The sequence below is a fragment of the Helicobacter salomonis genome (assembly GCF_900197775.1).
Taxonomy (GTDB): domain Bacteria; phylum Campylobacterota; class Campylobacteria; order Campylobacterales; family Helicobacteraceae; genus Helicobacter; species Helicobacter salomonis.
On sequence record NZ_FZMA01000037.1, the window covers coordinates 1 to 19970 of the forward strand.

The 19970-nt window shown below is 46.1% G+C and carries 18 protein-coding genes; 10 read left to right on the forward strand and 8 right to left on the reverse strand.

All coding sequences use genetic code 11. The annotated features are described in order from the left end of the window. The 5 genes from C6H04_RS05850 to C6H04_RS07940 form a co-directional block, all read left to right on the forward strand. A partial coding sequence (locus tag C6H04_RS05850) for a hypothetical protein (protein ID WP_158653821.1) occupies positions 1–297 on the forward strand: 297 nt, incomplete at its 5' end. 204 nt (positions 298–501) lie between these two features. After that, complete coding sequence (locus C6H04_RS05855; protein WP_104732595.1) at positions 502–1215, forward strand: hypothetical protein; 714 nt, start codon at positions 502–504, stop codon at positions 1213–1215. Continuing rightward, entirely contained in the window at positions 1208–1681 is a 474-nt protein-coding gene (locus tag C6H04_RS05860; protein WP_104732596.1) for a hypothetical protein, read from the forward strand. Before C6H04_RS05855 ends, C6H04_RS05860 begins: the two co-directional genes overlap by 8 nt. Positions 1682–2487: 806 nt before the next feature. Continuing rightward, positions 2488–2874 (forward strand): molecular chaperone DnaJ, encoded by a 387-nt coding sequence (locus C6H04_RS05865; protein ID WP_104732597.1) that lies wholly within the window; start codon positions 2488–2490, stop codon positions 2872–2874. 97 nt (positions 2875–2971) lie between these two features. Further along, the gene (locus C6H04_RS07940) at positions 2972–3145 is read left to right on the forward strand and encodes a glycine zipper domain-containing protein (protein ID WP_158653000.1); all 174 of its coding nucleotides are present in this window, start codon (positions 2972–2974) and stop codon (positions 3143–3145) included. A 55-nt stretch (positions 3146–3200) separates the two neighbouring features. Here the strand turns inward: C6H04_RS07940 and pseC are convergent, their stop codons facing one another. Genes pseC through flhA form a run of 8 tightly spaced genes read right to left on the reverse strand, consistent with a single transcriptional unit; the run spans position 3201 to position 13758 of the window. Further along, positions 3201–4331 (reverse strand): UDP-4-amino-4,6-dideoxy-N-acetyl-beta-L-altrosamine transaminase, encoded by a 1131-nt coding sequence (gene pseC, locus C6H04_RS05870; protein ID WP_104732598.1) that lies wholly within the window; start codon positions 4329–4331, stop codon positions 3201–3203. A 5-nt stretch (positions 4332–4336) separates the two neighbouring features. Continuing rightward, positions 4337–5161: a 4-hydroxy-3-methylbut-2-enyl diphosphate reductase gene (locus C6H04_RS05875; RefSeq protein ID WP_104732599.1), complete on the reverse strand. Its 825-nt coding sequence runs from the start codon at positions 5159–5161 to the stop codon at positions 4337–4339. Continuing rightward, positions 5142–6461, reverse strand: coding sequence for a 3-phosphoshikimate 1-carboxyvinyltransferase (gene aroA / locus C6H04_RS05880; RefSeq protein ID WP_104732626.1), 1320 nt, complete (start codon positions 6459–6461; stop codon positions 5142–5144). Before aroA ends, C6H04_RS05875 begins: the two co-directional genes overlap by 20 nt. Next, complete coding sequence (gene ytpR / locus C6H04_RS05885; RefSeq protein ID WP_199767094.1) at positions 6461–8764, reverse strand: YtpR family tRNA-binding protein; 2304 nt, start codon at positions 8762–8764, stop codon at positions 6461–6463. Before ytpR ends, aroA begins: the two co-directional genes overlap by 1 nt. Then, positions 8764–9753, reverse strand: a complete 990-nt coding sequence (gene pheS / locus C6H04_RS05890) for a phenylalanine--tRNA ligase subunit alpha (protein ID WP_199766038.1) — start codon at positions 9751–9753, stop codon at positions 8764–8766. Before pheS ends, ytpR begins: the two co-directional genes overlap by 1 nt. Positions 9754–9767: 14 nt before the next feature. Next, on the reverse strand, positions 9768–10448 hold the full coding sequence (locus C6H04_RS05895; protein WP_104695156.1) for a hypothetical protein: 681 nt from the start codon (positions 10446–10448) through the stop codon (positions 9768–9770). Between the two features lie 37 nt (positions 10449–10485). Beyond that, positions 10486–11574, reverse strand: coding sequence for a DHH family phosphoesterase (locus C6H04_RS05900; protein ID WP_104695155.1), 1089 nt, complete (start codon positions 11572–11574; stop codon positions 10486–10488). Between the two features lie 9 nt (positions 11575–11583). Further along, positions 11584–13758, reverse strand: a complete 2175-nt coding sequence (flhA, locus tag C6H04_RS05905; protein WP_104695215.1) for a flagellar biosynthesis protein FlhA — start codon at positions 13756–13758, stop codon at positions 11584–11586. Positions 13759–13895: 137 nt separating this feature from the next. Here flhA and rpsO point away from each other — a divergent pair, with 137 nt between their 5' ends. The 5 genes from rpsO to C6H04_RS05930 are packed head-to-tail and all read left to right on the forward strand — an operon-like array spanning position 13896 to position 19970. Next, the gene (rpsO, locus tag C6H04_RS05910; protein ID WP_104695154.1) at positions 13896–14168 is read left to right on the forward strand and encodes a 30S ribosomal protein S15; all 273 of its coding nucleotides are present in this window, start codon (positions 13896–13898) and stop codon (positions 14166–14168) included. A gap of 7 nt (positions 14169–14175) precedes the next feature. After that, positions 14176–15414 carry an O-antigen ligase family protein gene (locus C6H04_RS05915; RefSeq protein ID WP_104695153.1) on the forward strand — a complete coding sequence of 413 codons (1239 nt, stop codon included), beginning with the start codon at positions 14176–14178 and terminating at the stop codon, positions 15412–15414. 49 nt (positions 15415–15463) lie between these two features. After that, the gene (gene fliK, locus C6H04_RS05920; protein WP_104732601.1) at positions 15464–16930 is read left to right on the forward strand and encodes a flagellar hook-length control protein FliK; all 1467 of its coding nucleotides are present in this window, start codon (positions 15464–15466) and stop codon (positions 16928–16930) included. Between the two features lie 50 nt (positions 16931–16980). Further along, positions 16981–18171, forward strand: a complete 1191-nt coding sequence (gene flgD, locus C6H04_RS05925; RefSeq protein WP_104732602.1) for a flagellar hook assembly protein FlgD — start codon at positions 16981–16983, stop codon at positions 18169–18171. Beyond that, positions 18168–19970, forward strand: coding sequence for a flagellar hook-basal body complex protein (locus tag C6H04_RS05930; protein ID WP_104732603.1), 1803 nt, complete (start codon positions 18168–18170; stop codon positions 19968–19970). Before flgD ends, C6H04_RS05930 begins: the two co-directional genes overlap by 4 nt.

A 19970-nucleotide genomic window follows, 5' to 3' on the forward strand; every position in this document is an offset into this window, starting at 1 on the left:
GAAGTGAAGCAAGCCTTGAGTTATGATTTTTATAGCTTTAGTTTGGCGTGGAGAAAGGCTTTTGAGGACAACCATATCAAGCTAGAGCCTGTGCGTGCCCTTAAGGCTAAAGTGCCCGCTAATTTGGAGTATTTAGCCGATTATTTAATGCGCAAAATCTATGCTAAGAGTGGTCTGCCTGAACAGACCAAAAAGGCTTTACTCTTTGTGCTCAATAAAGCACTTAATACGCAGGAGAAAGAGATCGAATACAGCGATCATATTGATTTGAACTTAGAAGATTGTTTGAAAGGGTGAATGATGGGTTTTGGGGATTGTTTATTTGTGCTTTTAAAAATAGGTAGGTTGTTAAGAAGGTGGGTATGCGCCCAAATTCGTATCAACAAGAAACAAACCGCCCAAATACCAGCAATACAAAGCCGAGATTGAGGCGATGAAAAAGAGCATAGAGGAAAAACAAGCGGCATTTGATGCCTTGCAAAAATCAATGAAAGGATAAATATGGGATTTTGGAGTGGAGTAGGGAGTTTTGTTAGTGGAGTATGTAGTGCTATTGGAAGTTTAGCTAGCAGTATAGGCGCAGGGTTAGCTAGCTTGGGCGCAACTTTGGCGAGTTTGGGGTCGGGCTTATTGCCCATTGTGGGCATTATCTTTGCGGTGGCGCAGGTGTTGGGTATTTTTAGCAAAGAGGATAAGGTAGAGGACATGGAAGATTTGGGTCACCAAGTCGCTAATTGCAATAAAAAGCCCGAAGAGTTTGAGAGCTACCAAGCCTTTATTGACTATGCGCGCGCCAATGTGGAGAAACCCTCCAAAGAAGACAAACTAAAATGGAGTGATGCAGACCATCTCAAAAACACCGCTATAGCCGCAGCCGTATCACTTAAAGCTATTGAGGAAAAAAAGGGAGTGGAACTTAGCCCTGAGAGCTGGGTAACCCTTGCAACCCATACCATAGAGGCAGGCGGGAAAGAAAACGAAGTCTATAATGCTAAAGTCCTAGAGAGAGTGCTAGATAATTTTAAGGGTGCAGACATGGACAAGCTCACCCAACACTTAGAGGGCAAATTAGAGAGCACAGCTGATCGTATTTTGGTTTCTGATAAGCTCCATGACACATTCAAAGCCCTCAACCCTGATATGAGCGCTAAAGAGGTGTATCAAGAGGTAGGGAAATTTAAAAACCCCATTGCAGTAGGAAAGGTCGATGGCTAATTTTTTAATCGTGCATGTAAATGGTCAAATCGGGGTGGGAGTTTTTCAAGCTAGTGGTTTTGAAGTGTTGCGGTGTAATGGAGAATTGTGGCAGGGGTTTGAGCCTGAAAGCTTTTGGGGGTGGTTTATAGACAAAGCAGGGCTAGACATGAGCGTAGGGCATGGCTTTGTGATTGCCAGCGATCAAGAAAGTTTGACAATCCCTGCAGAGATACGCATTGCAAGTAGTCTTGATCTCACACAAGAAGCCATGCAACAGGCTTTAGAGCGTTTTGGTGGAAGTGTAGAAAATCTTCATCTAATGACTTACCCTGAGGGTTTCAGAATGACAGAGAGAACGCCCACTCCACAGAATCAGCAACCCCCTCAAACTAGCGTATCGCAAAATACGCTCCCCGACCTTGAGACATGTGGTCCTATTTTAACCATCTGTCGACTCAAAATGGAAGAATACAAGAATAAGTAAGGCTTTTTTCTCATAGTGATGCTAGAATTGCTAATCTACGAAGTTTAGAAATTAGATAGTGGCATTTTAGGTGTTTTTGTGGTCGTTTTTATTAATCCTCTTCGACCGTTCCGAACCTCTCAAATTATATTCTCCTTCTCCATAACCCACAAACTTTTAATTTAAAGCTCTCCAGAAGCCCCAAAAAACTCTTGTGTGTAATCCCATTGATGCCACTACCAGCTAAACCATGCAAATCCTCTTACAAGAACTCAAAATGCTTTACTTCACACCCTCCAAAACACATCTTCTCTCCTCTTCACTTCAAAACACCTTCATAAACCCCTCTAAAATGCCCCATAATCGTTCTAATATCCTTACCATTCAAGAAAGCCTACCCATACCCCCAAAACGATTGTAAAGCGTTCTACAACACTTTTTCCCCTCTTAAAAAGCCCCAGGGGGGTGTGGGGGTCTCCCCCACAGATAATTCCTTATTTTCGATCTTGTTGTTTGATTAAAAACTTTTCTGAAACACTTTTGCCTCGCGCACGCGTAATGAATTCTTGGATAGCTCCTTTAAACTCTATTTGCTGTGCTGCTAGAGCTGCGCTCAATTCTGTTTGGGCTTGTTGGCTCAAGGTGTGCAGATACTAATCCTTTATACTGGTGCGCAAAGTCTAGCGAGTTTTGATGGTGGAGATAGGGGTTAAAAGATCGTGGCTGTTATAATGCAAGTATTCGTACAATAATGGTAAAAGTATATCCTTGTTCTAAAAGCTAGGGGTTTGGACGCGTGGACTTAAAATTTTAAACATAGGAGCAACATGTTTATTCAGGATTTAAGTGTGGAGCAACAACAAGTGTTCTTGTATCTGGCAAGAAGAGTTATTGAAGCCGATGGAGTGTTGCATGAATTGCAATTAGGGGCTTTAGATGTGATTAAAAAGCAATGCGAATATGGCATCAGCGAGAAGGAAGTGCCTTTAAATACTTTAGGTCGAATCTTCACCACTAATCACGCTAAACACGCTGTGTTGTTAGAATTGGCTTCTGTCGCCCTGGCAGATAGTAGGTGGCATGATAATGAGCGTGATACTATCTATTTTTATGCCAAAGAGATGGGGGTCTCTACTCAGAAAGTTGATCAGCTCAAAGACTGGGTGGTGAAAAATTTTATGCTTTATCAAGAAGCACTTAAGTTGTTAGACTAGGGGAGGGGGAGAGCATCATTTGATAGATCATCAAAGCATACGATGAGACCGGAAATTGTTTGGGTACGGGTATTGACAATATTAGGAGTAGATAGGCATGGAAGATTCTCAAGTTAACAAGACGACCCCCAAAGTTCCCAAGCCCTTGGCTGGGTTTGCCATTGGAGGGTTTTTAGGCTCTATGGTTCCTGTGGTAGGCACTCTAGTTGGAGCAGGTCTAGGAGCTGCTGTAGGTGGTCTGATGGGTTTAAGAGACAAAGACAAAAAGTAGGCCAAACCCGTCTTGTAAACCCAGTAGATTCATTCGTTTCTAGTAGGTGGACGCTTTATGACCTCCAGAGTTCCGCGCAAATTTTCAAGAGTGTGTCTGCGCTGTATTGGGCTAAAGCTAAGGTCATTTTTTGGTGGCAAGGGAGTGAGAGTTCAGCTCGATAAAAGTCTTGAGCTGTAGAGAGATGCAAATATCCCAAGCGTTCTTGATAAAGCTTAAAGGTATGAATGGGCTTATAGTGCACCTGCACGCCTATTTGCGCGTCCAGCAAAGCTTGTAATAATGCGTTTTTTTTCTCCCATAGATTTGGGTTTAGGAGAATTGGATAGAGATGGTTGGAACTGGCGACATGGGGGGGTAAGCTTGCATGCAGGGGGGTAAAATAAGGGTTGTTGGTAAAGGCACGATCGTAAAAGCGTGCGATCTCTTCGCGCACAGCAACAAAGGCATCGAGTTTGGGCAGTTGACTTAAACCCAATGCTCCCTGCAATTCGTTCATTCTAAAATTATAGCCATAATTGTGCACTTCCACATCAAAACCCCGATTCTCCACCCCGTGCGCGCGCAGTAATTTGAGTTTATGATAAAGTGCGCTGTCATGCGTGGCAATGAGCCCTCCTTCGGCGGTGGTGATGGGCTTGATCGCGTGCAAACTAAAAATCGTGGCATCAGCTAAACTTCCAATCTTTTGCCCCCTATAAGTCCCCCCAAGTGCGTGTGAGCTATCTGAAATAAAATACAATCCATAGCGCGCGCAAAACTCCTTGATAGCCTGTACGTCCACGCTCCGCCCTCCATAGTCCACACTCACCACTGCTTTAACGCGTTCTCTTTGCGGATGCGCGCGGTAGGTTTCTTCTAAGAGCGCGGGGTTCAGATTACCATCTGTCCCAATGTCGCAAAATAGTGGCATAGCCTGGCATGCTAAGAGCATGTTGGTCGTGGCTACAAAGCTAATAGGGGTGGTGATTGCATCATGTTTTGCCAACCCTAGAGCTTGGTAGGTCATCAGCAGTGCAGAAGTGGCGCTATTACACGCCAGCACATGTGCAACGCCCAAATAAGTGGCCATGGCTTTCTCAAATTCTTCTACTAAAGGGCCCTGTGCTAGGTGTGCGCTCTGAAGGGCTTGCACCACAGCCTCTATATCACTTTGATCAATGCATTGGGTGCTATAGGGATTCATAGCGTTCAAAACCTTACGATGCTTTGACGCACCCCTTCAATGATCCAATCGGGAGTAGAAGCCCCCGCGCTGATCCCACAGAGCTTTTTACCGCTAAACCACTGGGGGTTGAGATCGTTGAAATCCTCCACCAAGTAGCTATCCGGGCAAAATTCTTTGGCAATGTGAAAAAGTTGCTTGGTGTTAGAAGAGGTCTTGCCTCCCACGATAATCATCACATCCACCTCTTGGCTGAGTTCTCTAACTGCTTCTTGGTTGTCAAAGGTGGCGTTACAGATGGTGTTAAAAATACGCACCTCTGCACAACGCGCGATGAGGAAGCTGGCGATCTTTAGGAGTTTGGGGGTTTGTTTGGTGGTTTGGGATACTAAAGCAACCTTTTTAGCCAAGCCCTGATCTTGCAATTCCTCCAAAGAACTCACCACTAGAGGAGGTGTACTCGAATAGCTAATAACCCCTTTGACTTCCGGGTGATCTGCGTCCCCAAAAAGCACGATCTGATACCCCTGTGCGCTCATTTTTTCTACAATTTGTTGGGGTTTGATTACATAGGGGCAGGTGGCATCAATGATATGCGCTCCCTTATCTTTGAGCTGGGCTAGGTCGTTTTTAGGGATGCCATGCGTGCGGATAATCACGCTTTTATTGGGCTCGATCGTGTTAACATCCTCTTGCACGCGCACATTAAAATCCTGCTCTAGGCGCTTGATTTCCTTTGGGTTGTGGATGAGAGAACCTAGTGTGAGACTATCTTTATTCTTTTGGGCAATCTCAATGGCGCGCTTCACGCCAAAACAAAAGCCATAATTCTTAGCCATTTTCACTTGCATAAATGTCCTTAATGGGGGCAATGCGCCCTAAAATCTCTTGAAAATTGGGGAAAGAAACTGCCATGCACTCTGTGTTTTTCAGACTCCCCCCACAAGCTAGCAAAGCTATAGCAAAACTTAGAGCGATGCGGTGATCCCCAAAGCTCTCTAGGGGCTCTTGGGGGCTTTTAAGACACCCCCCTTTAATGCTAAAACCATCTTCATGGGCTTGGCATTCTATCCCCATTTTGGCTAAATTACTTAAAGTAGTGGCGATGCGATCGCTTTCTTTGACACGCAATTCTTGGGCGTTTTTTACCACGCTTATACCCCTTGCAACAGCCATGGCCACTGCCAAAGCGGGCAATTCGTCAATCAAAAAGGGGATATTGTCTTTGATCTCAAGGGCTTTGAGGGGGCGATGTTCCACATAAATAGTCCCCGCAGGTTCGATCTCTTGGGTGTGTAAGTGAAACTCCACATGCAAGCCCATTTGCTCTAAGATTTTAAAGGCTTCTATGCGTGTGGGGTTGAGTAGGACATTCTTTAATAACACCGCGCTTTGAGGCACTAGGGCGACTGCTAGAGCAAAGTAAAACGCGCTTGAGGGATCGGCAGGGATGCTCCAAGAGAAAGACTCTAGGGGTTTTTGTAGCGGTTCTAGGTGTAGGCTTCTTGGGGTGATTTTTAGGGGTGCACCCAAAACCAATAGGCCTCTTTCAGTGTGATCGCGGCTTAAATGCGGCTCGCTAAATGTGGTAGGGGTTTTGGCATTGAGCGTAGCAAGCAGGATCGCACTTTTGACCTGTGCGGAAGCAATGGGGCTTATGTACTGCGTACCTTGTAAGGGTGCGCTTACAATACTCAAGGGAGCTAGATTTTGTGCTCTTGCATGGATGTGTGCGCCCATCGCCTGCAAGGGGACGATCACGCGTCCCATGGGGCGTTTACTCAAAGAGGTATCGCCCACTAAGACATAGTGGTTTTTTTGGCCCCGACTACTGCTAAGTAATCCGCTAAAAAGGCGCATGGTTGTGCCCGAATTGCGACAATTTAGGGGCTTAGAGGGCTCGTTAAAATGTAAAAATTGTTTAGGGGGGGTGAGCTTGAGAGCGTTAAGGGCGTGTTTGTGTGCTCTTAAGCCTAGTGCTTTAGCGATGTTAAGTGTGCTTAGGCAATCTTGACCCATGAGCAAGTTTTGCACAAAGCAGGGTTTTTGGCAAAAAAGAGCAAAAATGAGCGCGCGGTGGCTTAAAGACTTGTCTGCGGGCAGGTTTTCCAAGATCAGATCAAAGCCGGGAGCGGGGGCGATGTACAGCATCAATGTTTGAGCTTGGCATTAAAATCGCGCTCTAGGATGCTTAGAGTCTGCTCTGTTACAGCCTGCAATTGCGCATCAGTCAAAGCCTCCTGGGACTGGATTTTTAAGCGCACGCTCAGGGCGATCTGCTCGGTATTTTCTGTATAAATATCCAAAGGAAAAACTTCTTTTAAGTGAGGAATACGCGCTTCTTGGAGGCGTTGTTTTAGGGAGGCAAAAAGGCAGTCTTTATGGAGCACAATCGTCAAATCTCTAAAGCTGGTGGGGAGTTTGGAAAACTCTTGAGCTTTGTAGGGCTTTTGGTGTAAAGATACAGGATCGATCTCGGCAATAAAGCCCTCTAGCAGGTCGTCTTTTTGGACTAAGATGGGGTTGATTGCGCCCAGAACCCCGATTTTGCGCCCCTCCTGCACCATCCACGCGCTCTGGTAGGGGTGGTAGGTGGTGCTCAAATAGGGGTGGGTTTGATCTAAAGCAATGGGTTCTAGGTTGAAAGTCCCTACAATGCTGGAAATCGCGTGCGCAAAGGCATAAAAATCCCACGCCTGCCCCTTGGGGTAGGGGTAATGGGGCAGGGTTTTAAGCCCGCTGGCTAAAAAAGCTAGGCTGGTTCTCTCCTCGCGCTGGGCGTTGTAGACACTCCCTAGCTCAAACAAAGCAATGCTTTTAAAGCCTAAGTTTTTATTGTGCGTGGTAGCCTCTAAGAGTCCGGGGATTAGAGAAGTGCGTAAGGTGTTGAGATCGGCATTGATAGGATTGAGTAAGTCTAGGTCTTCTTGCAAGATGGGATAGCCTAGCACCTCTAATTTCTCTCTTTTGGCAAAGAGGTAGTGCACTACCTCTTTAAAGCCCAGGGCTAGAGCTTTTGTGGCTAGATTCCTCTCAAAGCGATAGCGGGCGTAGTGAGGGTTGGCACTACTGGCTTCTGTGGTGTGTAAAATGGCTTTGGGAGTGTTGTCAATGCCCAAAAAGCGCAAGATCTCCTCTGCGATGTCGTGAACACCCTTGATATCGTGGCGATAGGAGGGCACTTGGGTCATGAGTGTGTCCTCTAGCACGCTCAGCCCAAAACCCAAACTCTCTAAGATGGCACGCACTTGTTTGAAACCAATATTTGTCCCTAGAATATGGGCGATTTCTGTAAGAGTGAAGCTGAGGCTTGGAGAGGTGAAGGTGCTCATGGACGCGCCAACTCGTAGCTTGGCCTCAGGGTAAAAGCGTACCAGCAAAAAGGCTAACCACTCTAAACCCTCTTGCACCCGCGGATTACTCCCGCGTTGAGTGCGATGAGTGAGGGAGAGCGTGGCTTGTTGGGGGTGAAGGTGCAAGCATTGGCATAAATGGCTAGGGTCTATAAAGCTCGCCTCTAGTAGATAGGGACCTGCAGGGGGTGGGGTTGGGCAGCTTACCCCAAGGGTAGCTAGGATATTGTTGGCGTGTCTGATTTGTAAAAATCCCTGTGTATCTACACACACTTCTAGGGATGTAACAGGGTAGGCTTGCAAGATCACCCCGCTAATATAGGTGCTATACTCTAAGAGATTGGCGATCCAACTCTCTTGCAAAGAGTGTTGCAAGGCAAGAGTGAGGGCAATCTCTAGGGGTAAAAAGTGTGTATCCAAGTCCAGCATGCCATAGTGTAGCGCGCAAGAGGGGAGGGACTTAGTAGGGGGGAGGCTGGGAAGGTTTTCTAGGGGAGTATAAGGGAGGTTGGGGGGAGATTTGAGACGCAGAGCATAGAGTGCACTAATTTCGCGCGCAATGCCTAGCACACTCAAGCAGTCTCCGCGATTAGGCGTGATCGCAATGTCTAAGAGAGTGCCTGCAAAAAAGGGCAAATCTCTAAGGGGTGCGCCCAGTTCTAAGGGCTCATTTCTATTCAAACTGCCATCTAGGATCAAAATTCCTTCATAGAGCTTGGGCAAACCCAGCTCAACACTCGAGCAGAGCATGCCAAAGCTCTGAATACCCCTTAATGTACTCGCTCGTATACTGAGGTTACACGCTGGCAAATGTGTTCCAATCAATGCCACAGCGACAAACTGCCCGACTTTGACATTTTCAGCCCCACACACAATCTGCAAGACCTCAGAGCCGACATCCACTTGACACACATGTAGTTTGGTGGCATCGGGATGTTTGACACATTCCAAGACTTGCCCCACCACTACTTGAGAAGGCAATTCAAAAGAGGTTGCGCTCTCAACCTCTAGGCCAATGCGACTCAAATCTGCGCACAGAGTGGATACATCGGGCAAACCGCCCTCTAAAAAATCGTCTAAAGCATAGGTGTTTAACAACATTAAAAAGCCCCTAGTAATCTCAAATCAGTTTCAAAAAGACTTCTTAGATCGTTGATTCCACATGTGAGCATGGTTAAGCGCTCAATCCCCATCCCAAAGGCATATCCACTTACATTCTCCAGTCCTGCATGTTCAAAAACACCCGGATGCACGCACCCCGCTCCTAAAATCTCCAGCCAGCCCGTATGCTTGCATACCTTGCACCCCTCTTGAGCACAAAATACACAACTAATATCTACCTCTGCGCTAGGTTCTGTAAAGGGAAAAAAGCTTGCGCGCCAACGCACGCGAATATTCCCAAAAAGATAGTACAGAAAATCTTCTAGGACTTGTTTGAGATGCCCAAAATGCACTCTGTCCTTAACATCTACCACCAATCCCTCTACTTGGGAGAACATGGGAGTGTGGGTGGTGTCGTAATCACGCCTAAAGGTGGGGCCTACCCCAATCATTTTAATGGGGGGTTTCTGGGTTTGCATGGCGTGGATTTGGGTGGGGGAGGTGTGGGTGCGTAGGAGCTTGTGGTCTTTAAAGTAGAAGGTGTCTTGCATGGCACGCGCGGGGTGGTAGGCAGGCATGTTAAGCGCTTCAAAGTTGTAAAACTCCTCTTCTACCAATGCTCCCAAATGTAATTTGAAGCCCAATTGGGTGAAATACTCAATAATGCGATTCTTGGTATAGTTGAGTGGGTGGCCTAGACTTGTGCCAAAGTGGGTGTTAGCTAAACTCGGATCGATTTTCTCAGATTTTAATTGAGCTTCTAACTCTAAAGCCTGCAGGGTTTGCTTTTGTTGGGTGTGGGCATGGGTAAAAGCTTCTTTAAACTGATTAAGCTCTTGGGCTCTTTGAGCTTTTTCCTGCCCACTTAAGTTTCTAAGCTGGGCAAACTCTTGAGTGAGCAAGCCCTTCTTGCCCAAAGCTTGTAAACGCAGATCTTCCAAACCTTTAAGAGTGGTGACGCTAGAAACCTGGGCTAAAAGAGCGTACAGAGTCTGCAAAGAACCTACTTGATGTCAATCTTAAAGGTGTGCACATCATCATTGAGAGCCACCTTAACCAGTAAAGTGCCCGGGGTGATGTGCTTGGGATCGACGATAATAAAACCGCCTCTAGCTTTACCATCGGGTTTAAGCGTAGAGCGTCTGAGATAGTTAATCGCCATGATTTTGAAAGCTTGGCGCTCATCTTGCATGATCGCCTGGGTTTGCGCGTCATCCATCATCATAAAGGGAGTGCCTAACATCATATCATAGGCCAAGAAAGCCCCCTGCCCGTAGTAAAATGCAGGCGAAGCGAAATTATCTGAGGTGATTGGAGTGGAGGGCACAGCAATGTTAAACTTTTGCAACACGGGGTCAAAGTCGTAACTGGACTTGAGCATTTGGCTAAAAGTGAGCACGGGTAGCTCCCGTTGCCCCTCAGTCACGCTGACATGAGTGCTATCAAACTCCAAAGGCTCACCCTCTGTGAGCTGCGCTCCCACATAGAGTACCAAGGGAGGATTATCCACACCCTTGAGTTTTTTCTGTGCGACTTCTACCTGCACCTTAGAATGCGGCTGATTGGAGGTAAGCACTTTTACACCATTATTGTACTTAGACACCTGCTCGGGACTTACGCTGTAAGTAGTGCACCCCGTTATCAGGGCCAAGGACAAACAAGAAGCGACAAACAATGACCTCATGAACATTCCTTTATATTTTTATATGATCTCGCTAAGGCTAAAACACAAACCGATTGGCAAAAAAACCATCGGAACCATCCTCGATTTCTCGTGCGAAGACCCCCTCCAGTTGTTCCTTAATGTCATAATAGCTAAAACTTTCTTTAAAACCCTCAATTTTACCTCCGCTGGCATTTTTATGCCCCCCCCCATTGAAATATTGTTTACTTATGCTACTTACATCACATTTGTTATTGGATCGTAAACTCACGCTGCCTCTAAAACTCACATCGATATAAAAATCAAACTCGGGGTTTTCACGCAAAAAGAGGTTAGCCAGCACACTAATACCCCCCATAGAATAGCTTAAAAAACCCTTTTTACCCTCGCATAGCACACTACAAGCTTCTTTTTTCTGTGAGAGTAGAGATACCTGCGCGTTGGAAGCGATGTTATCCATTGTCTCTTGATCAGGTTCACCTCCTAGGGCGATCTTTTTTAACCTAAAGAGATCATTGTCAAACAAGACGGCACCCTTATCTTGGTGAATGTAGTGGGGCACATGATCTAACAAGGCAAATTTATAAGCGCGATGCTCCACATCAAACATGAAACGATTGAGCTCGTGCGTGCTGGCAATCATGCGCATGCACACCTTGCCCAGCTCAAACCCAAAACCCTCTTCTTGCCAAATATCCACCGAGTTGATCATCTCCACCATTGGGGTGAGTTTCTCAAGCGTGCCCTCCTGTAAAGGTTTATAACGTTCCTTTAGGGTTTCAAAAGTGATCTTGGAAGCACTTCTGTCCACATCTAAATGATACCAAGAATATGCCTGTGCAGCATCCTGTCCTGTGATGTGATGATCTAAAAGTAAAATCTCTACCTCTTTGCCCTGCAAGCGCAATGCTTCACTCTCTTTTTGCAAAAACTCCGCCTCGCCTAAAGTCAAATTCAAGTCTGTTACCAAAATTAGTGCCTTTTGCGCATTCTGTCTGTTAAGGGCAGTGATGATTTCTTTGAGTCTTGCAGACACCTCCTTACCATAATTGGCATTGTAGTAAGTAATGTGTTCAAAAAAATGACGGCTGACAAACTGGCAACCATAACCGTCTAAATCGATGTGAGATAAGTGAAAGACCTGCATGCATGTTCCTTAAAAATTAATATTAATCGTGCCTAGCACCTCGTATTTAGCATTAGTGTCTAATTCGGCATGGCTTAAGACCACAATATCGACTTTAAATTGCTCCATCTTTGTGGAAAGCGGGCGACGCAACTCCGGATCGACAATTAAGATCACCGGAGCGATCCCCCTTTGTAAAATTTTCATCGATTCTGCAGAAATACTCTCGATGAGTTGTTGCATTTCAGTTGCGTTCAAAAGAAGGAATTTCCCTGATGTTTGATCTTTGAGCTTGTTTAGTAAAAACTGCTCGGTGGCTGTGCCTAAGGTGAGTAGTTTGAGCGTGCCATCTTCAGACTTAAAAATATTGGTGATCACCCTGGAGAGGCGTGCACGCACCTGCTCGGTTAAAATCATGATGTCATTTTGCACACTGGGGGCGATGTCAGTGATGGTTTCCAAAATGGTGAGCATATCCCTGATGGGGATTTTTTCATGCAAAAGCTCCTGCAAGACGGAGCGAATTACTCCAGTAGGGATTTTTTTGGCCTCCTCCACGATGGCCGGATAGTCATTGGCTAAGCGCTCTAAAAGCGACTTGACCTCATCTTTGGTAATGAATTCCTCAGCGTAGTTTTTGACGAGTTCACTGGTGTGTGTGGCAATCACCGTGGAGGGGTCAATAATAGTATAGCCCTGAATGATCGCTTCCTCTTTATCCTTAGGCTCAATCCAAAGCGCGTCCATACCAAAAGCGGGCTCTTTAGTGGGGATACCCTCAATCTCCTTACCCGCAAAACCGGTATTCATCGCCAAAAAGCGATCGGGCATCACATTTCCATCCCCAATACTCACCCCCTTGAGTTTGATCTCATAATGCGTGGGAGGCAGTTGAAGATTATCCCTAATGCGGATTTGAGGCATTAAAAAGCCATAATCGCTGGCAATCTTTTTTCTAATACCTCGAATGCGCTCTAACAAGTCCCCCCCCTGCTTGACATCGGCTAAAGAGATGAGCTGGTAACCCAATGCCAGCTCCAAAAACTCGATCTTAAGCACCTCATTAATGGCCTGCTCTTCCTCTTTTTTAATCTCTTCTGCGCTTTTTTGAGGGCGAGTGATAGGAGCTTGTTCTACCTGTGTAGTGGTTTTGGTGGAGAGGTCAAGTCCCGTCTTTTTGCTCAACCATTTCTCAAACTTAGCAAATAAATTATCCTTGCCCTCTCGCGAAATTAACCACGCGATAAATAAGAACAAACTCCCCACAAAGGCCAAAGAAAAGGTAGGCAATCCAGGTACGCTCGCAAAGAGCAACAAGATACAGCCTACGATGACTAAGGTCTTGCTTTTATCGGTAAGCTGGGTAATGAGTTTGCTAGCAAAGTTCTCTTCTTCATGCTGGGTGGTGCGTGTGGCGACAATGCCCGTAGCCGTAGCGATGATGAGCGCAGGAATCTGCCCCACCAAACCATCTCCAATGGTCAGAATGGTAAAGGTAGAGGCACTATAGCCAATGGTCATGTCCCTCTGGAACACCCCCACCAGAAAGCCCCCGATAATATTAATAAGAGTAATAATGATCGAGGCAATCGCATCGCCTTTGACGAATTTGCTCGCCCCATCCATCGCGCCGTAAAAATCTGCCTCTTGGGTGAGGGCAGCACGTCGCTTTTTGGCCTCATCACTATCAATCAATCCTGAATTCAAATCCGCGTCAATGGCCATTTGTTTACCTGGCATCGCATCTAGGGCAAAGCGCGCGCGCACTTCCGTTACCCGCGTTGAACCATTGGTAACTACCAAAAGGTTAACCAAGACCAAAATACTAAAGATGATCGTCCCAATCACATAGTTACCACTTACGGTGAATTCTCCAAAGGCACTGATAATATCGCTCACCGCGCTAGGACCCTTATACCCTTCAGTGAGGATCATGCGCGTAGTGGCAACATTGAGCGCAAGGCGATAAAGGGTTACAATGAGCAGTAAAGTAGGAAAAGCACTAAAATCAGTGGGTTTGGTGATGTAGAGCCCGATTAAAATGATGAGCACGGAGAGTGCGATAGAAATGGTGAGTAAAAAATCGAGTAAAAAGGGGGGCAGGGGCACAATGATGATGCCCAAAATGGCGATCACAAAAGCAACTACGGTCAGGTCTTTAGACTGACTCAAATGTTTAAAGAAAGGAAAAGCTTTTTTAAGCATATTCTTAGGTTTATTGCCCGCCACGCCTCTTAGATACCCCTTGTGTTAGGATGGTCTTATTTTACACTCTTTCATGTAAAATTTCACTTTTCTAGGATATAATCAAAGATTGTTAAAATTTTGAGCTAGGAGTTTATATGGCTTTGTGTGCAGAAAAAAAGCAAGAAATTATTGCCAAGTTTGGCAGGCAAGCGGGCGATACGGGCTCTAGTGAAGTGCAAATCGCCTTGCTCAGTCAGCGTATTAGCGATTTAAGCGCTCACCTAAAAAGCAATCCCAAGGATCATTCCAGTCGTTTAGGGCTTCTCAAGCTCGTAGGACATCGTAGGAATTTGCTCAAGTACCTCAAACGCACCCAGCACGAACGCTACTTGGAAGTTATCCAAGCCCTGGGAATCAAAAACCGTTAGACTTTTTGTGAGCGCATCGAACTTTTTCACTCTAGTCTTTGCGCTGTTTTTTCTAACTTCTTTCAAAAAGCCTCTCGCACAGATTCTTTTGATTGTCTTGGCGCTGGGAGCAGTGGGTTGTTATCTCAAGTACAAGCCCTCCTTACAATTACCTCGTGCGCACAAGTGGCTAGTATGGGTGTGGGTGTTGATGTTTGCAAGTGTCTTGCCAAATCTCTTTATGGATGGCAGTTTAGAGCACTTCTCCTATAACTTACGCTTGCTCAATATGCCTGTAATTTATCTATTGGGCGTATTGGCCTTAGTGTGTCTAAGCCATGTGCCTATTACGCTCAACCAACGGGTTATCTTCTATAGCATGGCACTTGCATCTGCGTGCAATGGGGTGATCGCGCTGGTGGGCAAACTAGGTTTTGGGATAGGACGCGTGAGTGCTTGGAGCACCATAGTAGGTTTTGTTACCCTGAGCTCTATAGCGATTTTTGGGTGCTATATCTACGCACTTTACACACCTAAACGCGCCGAAAGGATGTTTTTTAGTGGAGCTTTGCTCCTGGGATTTATGGTAGTGATCATGAGCGCAACCCGAAGCGCGTGGATCGCTTTTGCCTGTACTTTTATCGCTCTCTCAGTCCTAGTGCTCTACTTACAAAAATCCTATCGCTCCCTGCCCTACATGCTAATACTTGGTGCAGTATTGGGCGGATTATTTGTGGGGGAACAGATGTTAGAAAATCGCGCACTGATTCACATATCCAGATGGGCTCACGAGAGTTTTAGCCATGATCTCAAGCTTTACGCGCAAAAAAATTCAGATTCAAGCATCGGCGCACGGCTAGAGCGTTGGAAAGAAGCCTTGGTCATTGTACGCCTCTCACCTCTCTTTGGAATGAGCTTAAGTGCGCGTTGCAAACACATGGACACAATTATTGCGATGGCACACTCTTATCATAGTGTAGAAGGGAGCGACTGCAAGGGAAAATACGATAACGAGATTTTCAACACGCTGGCCCATAAAGGTCTTGTAGGGCTGGGAGTATTGCTCGCACTTTGGGGTGTGGTCGCGCGTATTTTTTGGCAACGACTCCAACAAAATTCACAGTTACCGCTTTTGATGCTTACCATGCTTTTCTTTTATATTGTTTTGGGTATTGGCTTTGATCCCTTTGCCTATTTCATCGAGGGAAGCTTCTTTGTAGGAATGGTGGTGATGGGCATGGTAGGAACACGCCCCGCCCCCTCTTAGCTCATGGTATTATCTTTGCTTGTAGTATTGGAAAACACAAAGGATCGGTGTGGCGCTCAACCCTATCAATTTAGAGGCCGCCAAAGCGCCCAGTAAGGGCAAGGCCCCCTCCACACATAAGGCGATTTTAGAAGACAAAGATGCTTTCAAACAGCTTTTATCCAATAAAAAAAATAATCTCAAAGCACTTGCTGATTTAAAAACCCGGGATAGCAAAAAGCACGCTCTGCCTTTAAAGTCTTCTCCCCATGCTAAAGAGCAGGCTCTACCCGCCGACATGCCTACTAAAGACAAGAGGGCTTCAAAGGGTAAACAGAGCCTAGATATTACCCAAAGTCCGCTTGCGCACTTACTCGATACCAAGATGGTCAAGTTACCCGATTCCACTCCAAAGACCTCTGAAGATGCGCTCTTAGCACAGAAAATTGCCCTTAACGATAAGGATTTACCATCAGGTAAAATGCTCTCAAATTCCAAAGATGCCAAGCTCTCAGACATCCAGAAGCTGGAGAGTGCCAAAAAGCTAGGCTTGAGCAAGCTCAAACATGAAAAGAAAGTGTCTAAAACCCCCAAGGGGTCAACAGAAATTAAGGAAAAAACCCTCCCTACCCAGAGTTTACTTGAGATGCAGGAAAAACCCAAGTCCACTCTTAAAGGGGGAAAAGAAACATCTCCAGCACCCAAGCAAGCTGAGGAAATCAAAGATGTTTTAGATTCAACGCCAAAACCCACGACTAAACCTGCACAACAGACTCCCACTCCTCCCAAGACCCCTTTAACCCAACTCTTGGGGCAACAGACTACGGCCCAACAGAAACAGAATCTCGCCAAAGTCAACGCCCAAAAAATTTATGGACACACCCTCCCTAAGGACAATGAGACTAATGATAAGGAGATCAAACAGGCATTCAAGGAAGCTCTTGCGCAGTTCCCCCCCTCAATCTACGCTCCTCATGCACCCCTGCACGGCCCTGCCAAGTCAACCCTAGAAGAGACCAAGGAAGAAAAATCTAGTGTGGCAATCAAAGAAAGTGCATCCCACACGGCCATCCAACACACTCAAGATAAGGAATTGCCCAAAGCCCCCCAGATCAAGGAAACCCTTAAAAACTTTGCTACAGAACTCAAACAAGAACTTCAAAATTTCAAACCCCCCATTAGCAGACTTTCCATGGAACTCCACCCCGACAAATTGGGCAAAGTGGATGTGGTAATCCAACAAGTGGGTAAGAATATTCAAGTGAGCGTGGCTTCTAGCGCGCCTGTAGCTGCTTTGCTTTCCTCTTACAACAATGAGTTGCGTCACAATTTAGCCCAAATGGGCTTTAGCGATGTGGATGTGAGTTTTATCGCCCACAATAACGCAGGGCATGGAGGATCGGGTCATTCTCAACAGCAACAACAAGGACAGGCTCAAGGCAATCCTAGTCAAAATTCGCCCACCACGCCCACGCCACCTAAGGATACCAATGCCCCCCCCTCCGAATCATCTAAGAGTGCAGGACTCTACGCTTAAGATCAGCAGATTAGGGTATAATGGAGGTTATACTACAACGGGAGAAGGGCATGCCCATTGATTTAGCAGAAGTGACCGGGGCAAAAGCGGCGATGGAGAAGAAAAAACACGAGCCCAAGATTGCCAATGGTTTAGATAAGGATGCGTTCATGAAGTTGTTTTTAGAGCAACTCAAGAATCAAGACCCCACGGCACCTATGGAAACCGACAAAATCATCACCCAAACGGCACAACTCACACAAGTGGAAATGCAAGAAGAGAATAAGAAGACTATGAAAGAAGTGGCCGATGCGATGCAATCCAGTAAGCAGACTAACCAGTCTCTCAAAGATTTCCAGGGCAAACTCAAGGAAACTCTCGATCACTTGGATAAGGGAATGGACAATAGCCTGAAGGCTAGCGCATTGATGACAGAGGCTTCTGGGCGCAATAGCGTTACCATGATTGGCAAGATCGCCGAAACCGATGTCAAGGGAATCAATGTAGGCAAGGGCAAGGTTACCTTTGCTCTCTATTTCGATCAGCCTATCAAGGTTTCTGAGGGCAATCCGGGAGTGCAAATCTTTGATCAAAATAAGAAACTCGTGCGCACCCTCTCTTTGAAAGATAAAAGTGGTCAGTATGGGTATGTGCACTTTGAGTGGGATGGTTTGAATCAAGAGGGCAAACCTGTCAAGCCGGGCACTTATGAGATTGTAGCTGAATACAATCTGGACCCCAGTAGCAATAAGTATCTCCATACGCGCATTGGCAGGGGCGAGGTGCAGAGTGTGGTATTTAACAAGGGCAAACCCATGCTTAGAATGGGCGATATGGTTTTGCCAATGGATAGTGCCCTAGAATTTTATGACAAGCCTAGTTCGCGCCACGATCAGGAACAACATGAGAGTTTAGCCCACCTCGTGCAGGAGAACACCCCTCCTCCCACTACTCCGAAGGTGTCCGATTCTAATGACACCGCACCCAAGCAATCCCCACACGCATCTCAAAAGGGTGTTGACTCTGATGTGAGCTCGTTTGAAAAGTCTGTTCCAGAAGACAAGCCCAACGCTTCTACCACTCCTCCAGCTCGAGAGTCTGCATCTCCCCTTAAAACGCCTATCTCTGCCAGCGCGTCCAATACCCGTGCAGAGCCACGATCCCATGAAAATTTGGGTCTCCTCACCCCTGCTAAGCCCCTTGTGCATAGCGTATCTAACTTGGCCAACACGACGACAAAAGCACCAGAGGTGCACGCATGAATGATACAATTCTCAACGCTTATTCTGGAATCAAGACTCATCAATTTGGCATCGACAGCGTTTCTAATAACATTGCCAATATCAACACTGTGGGCTATCGTGCCAATAATCCCGAGTTTAAATCCCTTTTTGCTTCGCACTTAGATTCTCTAGGGGGGAATACGGTCACGGCCAATGATCGTAACTATGGGGCTGCTGCGGGGGGAAACGCGATTTCTAATAAAGATGGCGAGTACATGCCCAGTGATGCAGAATTTAACATGGCTTATCAGGGAAGTGGGTGGTTTGTTGTAGGGCCTAATAAAAATGGAAGCATGGAGATCAATAAAGATGGTTACCAGCAAGCTCAGGAAAATTTCTACACCCGTGATGGAAATTTTTTGCGCGATGCAGAGGGGTATATTGTCAATTCACATGGTTACTATCTCTACGGCGTAGATTTGCACAAAATCAAAAATGGGATTTTAACAGCAGGCAACAAAGAAGAAGAGACCAAGGCCTTGCAAGCAGGCAAGCTCACTCCCCTTTATTTGCCCCGTGATGTGCAATACCAACCTGTGGTCACAACCAAGCTCAATCTCAGTCTTAATTTAAACCCCAGAAACCACGTGCGCCCGGCTGAGGAGTATTTTTTAGACGAAAATGGAGAAGTAATTCAGAATCGCTTCTTAAACCAAGATGTCAATGCCTTAGCCAATGACGATAATGAGCCTTTAGATTTGGCCATGCACCGCAATTTAGAGATCATGGTGGTCAAGGGCGATCTTGCGCAGGATTTTACCTTTAAATACGGCACGGGTGGACCTGATAAAAACGAGTTTAGAACTCTGGGGGATTTGAAAAAATTGCTCCAGACTAAGGCAAACTTAGATTTGGATGTCATCAAGAGTAGCCCCAATGATGTGCAGTCTCATTTGCTCCTGCAAATCAAAAACCCTAGCGACCCCACTGCTACCATTGCTGTTGGAGGTCACATGGCAGAAAAATTAGGTTGGACGGCTAATGGGGCGATCTTAAAAAAGGGTGAATCTCGAGATTCCACCTCGATTCGTATTCCCTTTTACAGCACCACTGCTGAGATTTACGACAAAGCTGGACAAAAATATCTCTTAAAAAGCGATTTTTTCATGACAGAGATCAAAGACCCCTTGAATCCCAACTCACAGGACAAATGGGATGTGGAAAGTTCCATCATTGAGACGCGTGATAAAACTCCTATTAACAATCCCGTGCGCCAAACGATTACCTTTGATAAAACGGGCAAAATCCAGGCTGACCCTGTCACACTAGACTTCAAGGGCAACCCCTTGACCTACTCGTTAGCTAAGAGTGATGATTACGATTCTAGCGATGTAACTTATGAAGATTCTAAAATCTTTCAAATTTCCCAAGATGGAAAGCCCAAGGGCTTGTTGCAAAACATGCGCATTGATGATGACGGAATTATCCACCTCATCTTCAGTAATGGGGCATTAGAGACCATGGGGCGTGTGGGAATCGCAAGTTTCATCAATGACCAAGGGCTTAAAAAAGTGGGGAGCAATCTCTTTGATATCCAAAATGCGACGGTGAACGGACGCGCTGCGCCCTTGAGTGGAAATCCAATTATCGGCTGGGATCGCGATGATGGCAAGCTCAAATTTGGCAAGATCATGCACAAATACCTGGAGACCAGCAATGTCAATGCTGGGCATTCTCTGACGAATCTCATTTTAATGCAACGAGGCTACTCCATGAATGCTAAAGCCTTCACCACCGGAGACGATCTCATTAAAGAAGCCATCAATTTGAAGAAGTAA

Excerpts from the sequence above, each read along its gene's own strand:
- C6H04_RS05855 (WP_104732595.1), top strand. The coding sequence starts at position 502 with ATGGGATTTTGGAGTGGAGTAGGGAGTTTTGTTAGTGGAGTATGTAGT.
- C6H04_RS05860 (WP_104732596.1), top strand. The coding sequence starts at position 1,208 with ATGGCTAATTTTTTAATCGTGCATGTAAATGGTCAAATCGGGGTGGGA.
- C6H04_RS05865 (WP_104732597.1), top strand. The coding sequence starts at position 2,488 with ATGTTTATTCAGGATTTAAGTGTGGAGCAACAACAAGTGTTCTTGTAT.
- C6H04_RS07940 (WP_158653000.1), top strand. The coding sequence starts at position 2,972 with ATGGAAGATTCTCAAGTTAACAAGACGACCCCCAAAGTTCCCAAGCCC.
- pseC (WP_104732598.1), bottom strand. The coding sequence starts at position 4,331 with ATGAATCCCTATAGCACCCAATGCATTGATCAAAGTGATATAGAGGCT.
- C6H04_RS05875 (WP_104732599.1), bottom strand. The coding sequence starts at position 5,161 with ATGCAAGTGAAAATGGCTAAGAATTATGGCTTTTGTTTTGGCGTGAAG.
- aroA (WP_104732626.1), bottom strand. The coding sequence starts at position 6,461 with ATGCTGTACATCGCCCCCGCTCCCGGCTTTGATCTGATCTTGGAAAAC.
- ytpR (WP_199767094.1), bottom strand. The coding sequence starts at position 8,764 with ATGTTGTTAAACACCTATGCTTTAGACGATTTTTTAGAGGGCGGTTTG.
- C6H04_RS05895 (WP_104695156.1), bottom strand. The coding sequence starts at position 10,448 with ATGAGGTCATTGTTTGTCGCTTCTTGTTTGTCCTTGGCCCTGATAACG.
- C6H04_RS05900 (WP_104695155.1), bottom strand. The coding sequence starts at position 11,574 with ATGCAGGTCTTTCACTTATCTCACATCGATTTAGACGGTTATGGTTGC.
- flhA (WP_104695215.1), bottom strand. The coding sequence starts at position 13,758 with ATGCTTAAAAAAGCTTTTCCTTTCTTTAAACATTTGAGTCAGTCTAAA.
- rpsO (WP_104695154.1), top strand. The coding sequence starts at position 13,896 with ATGGCTTTGTGTGCAGAAAAAAAGCAAGAAATTATTGCCAAGTTTGGC.
- flgD (WP_104732602.1), top strand. The coding sequence starts at position 16,981 with ATGCCCATTGATTTAGCAGAAGTGACCGGGGCAAAAGCGGCGATGGAG.
- C6H04_RS05930 (WP_104732603.1), top strand. The coding sequence starts at position 18,168 with ATGAATGATACAATTCTCAACGCTTATTCTGGAATCAAGACTCATCAA.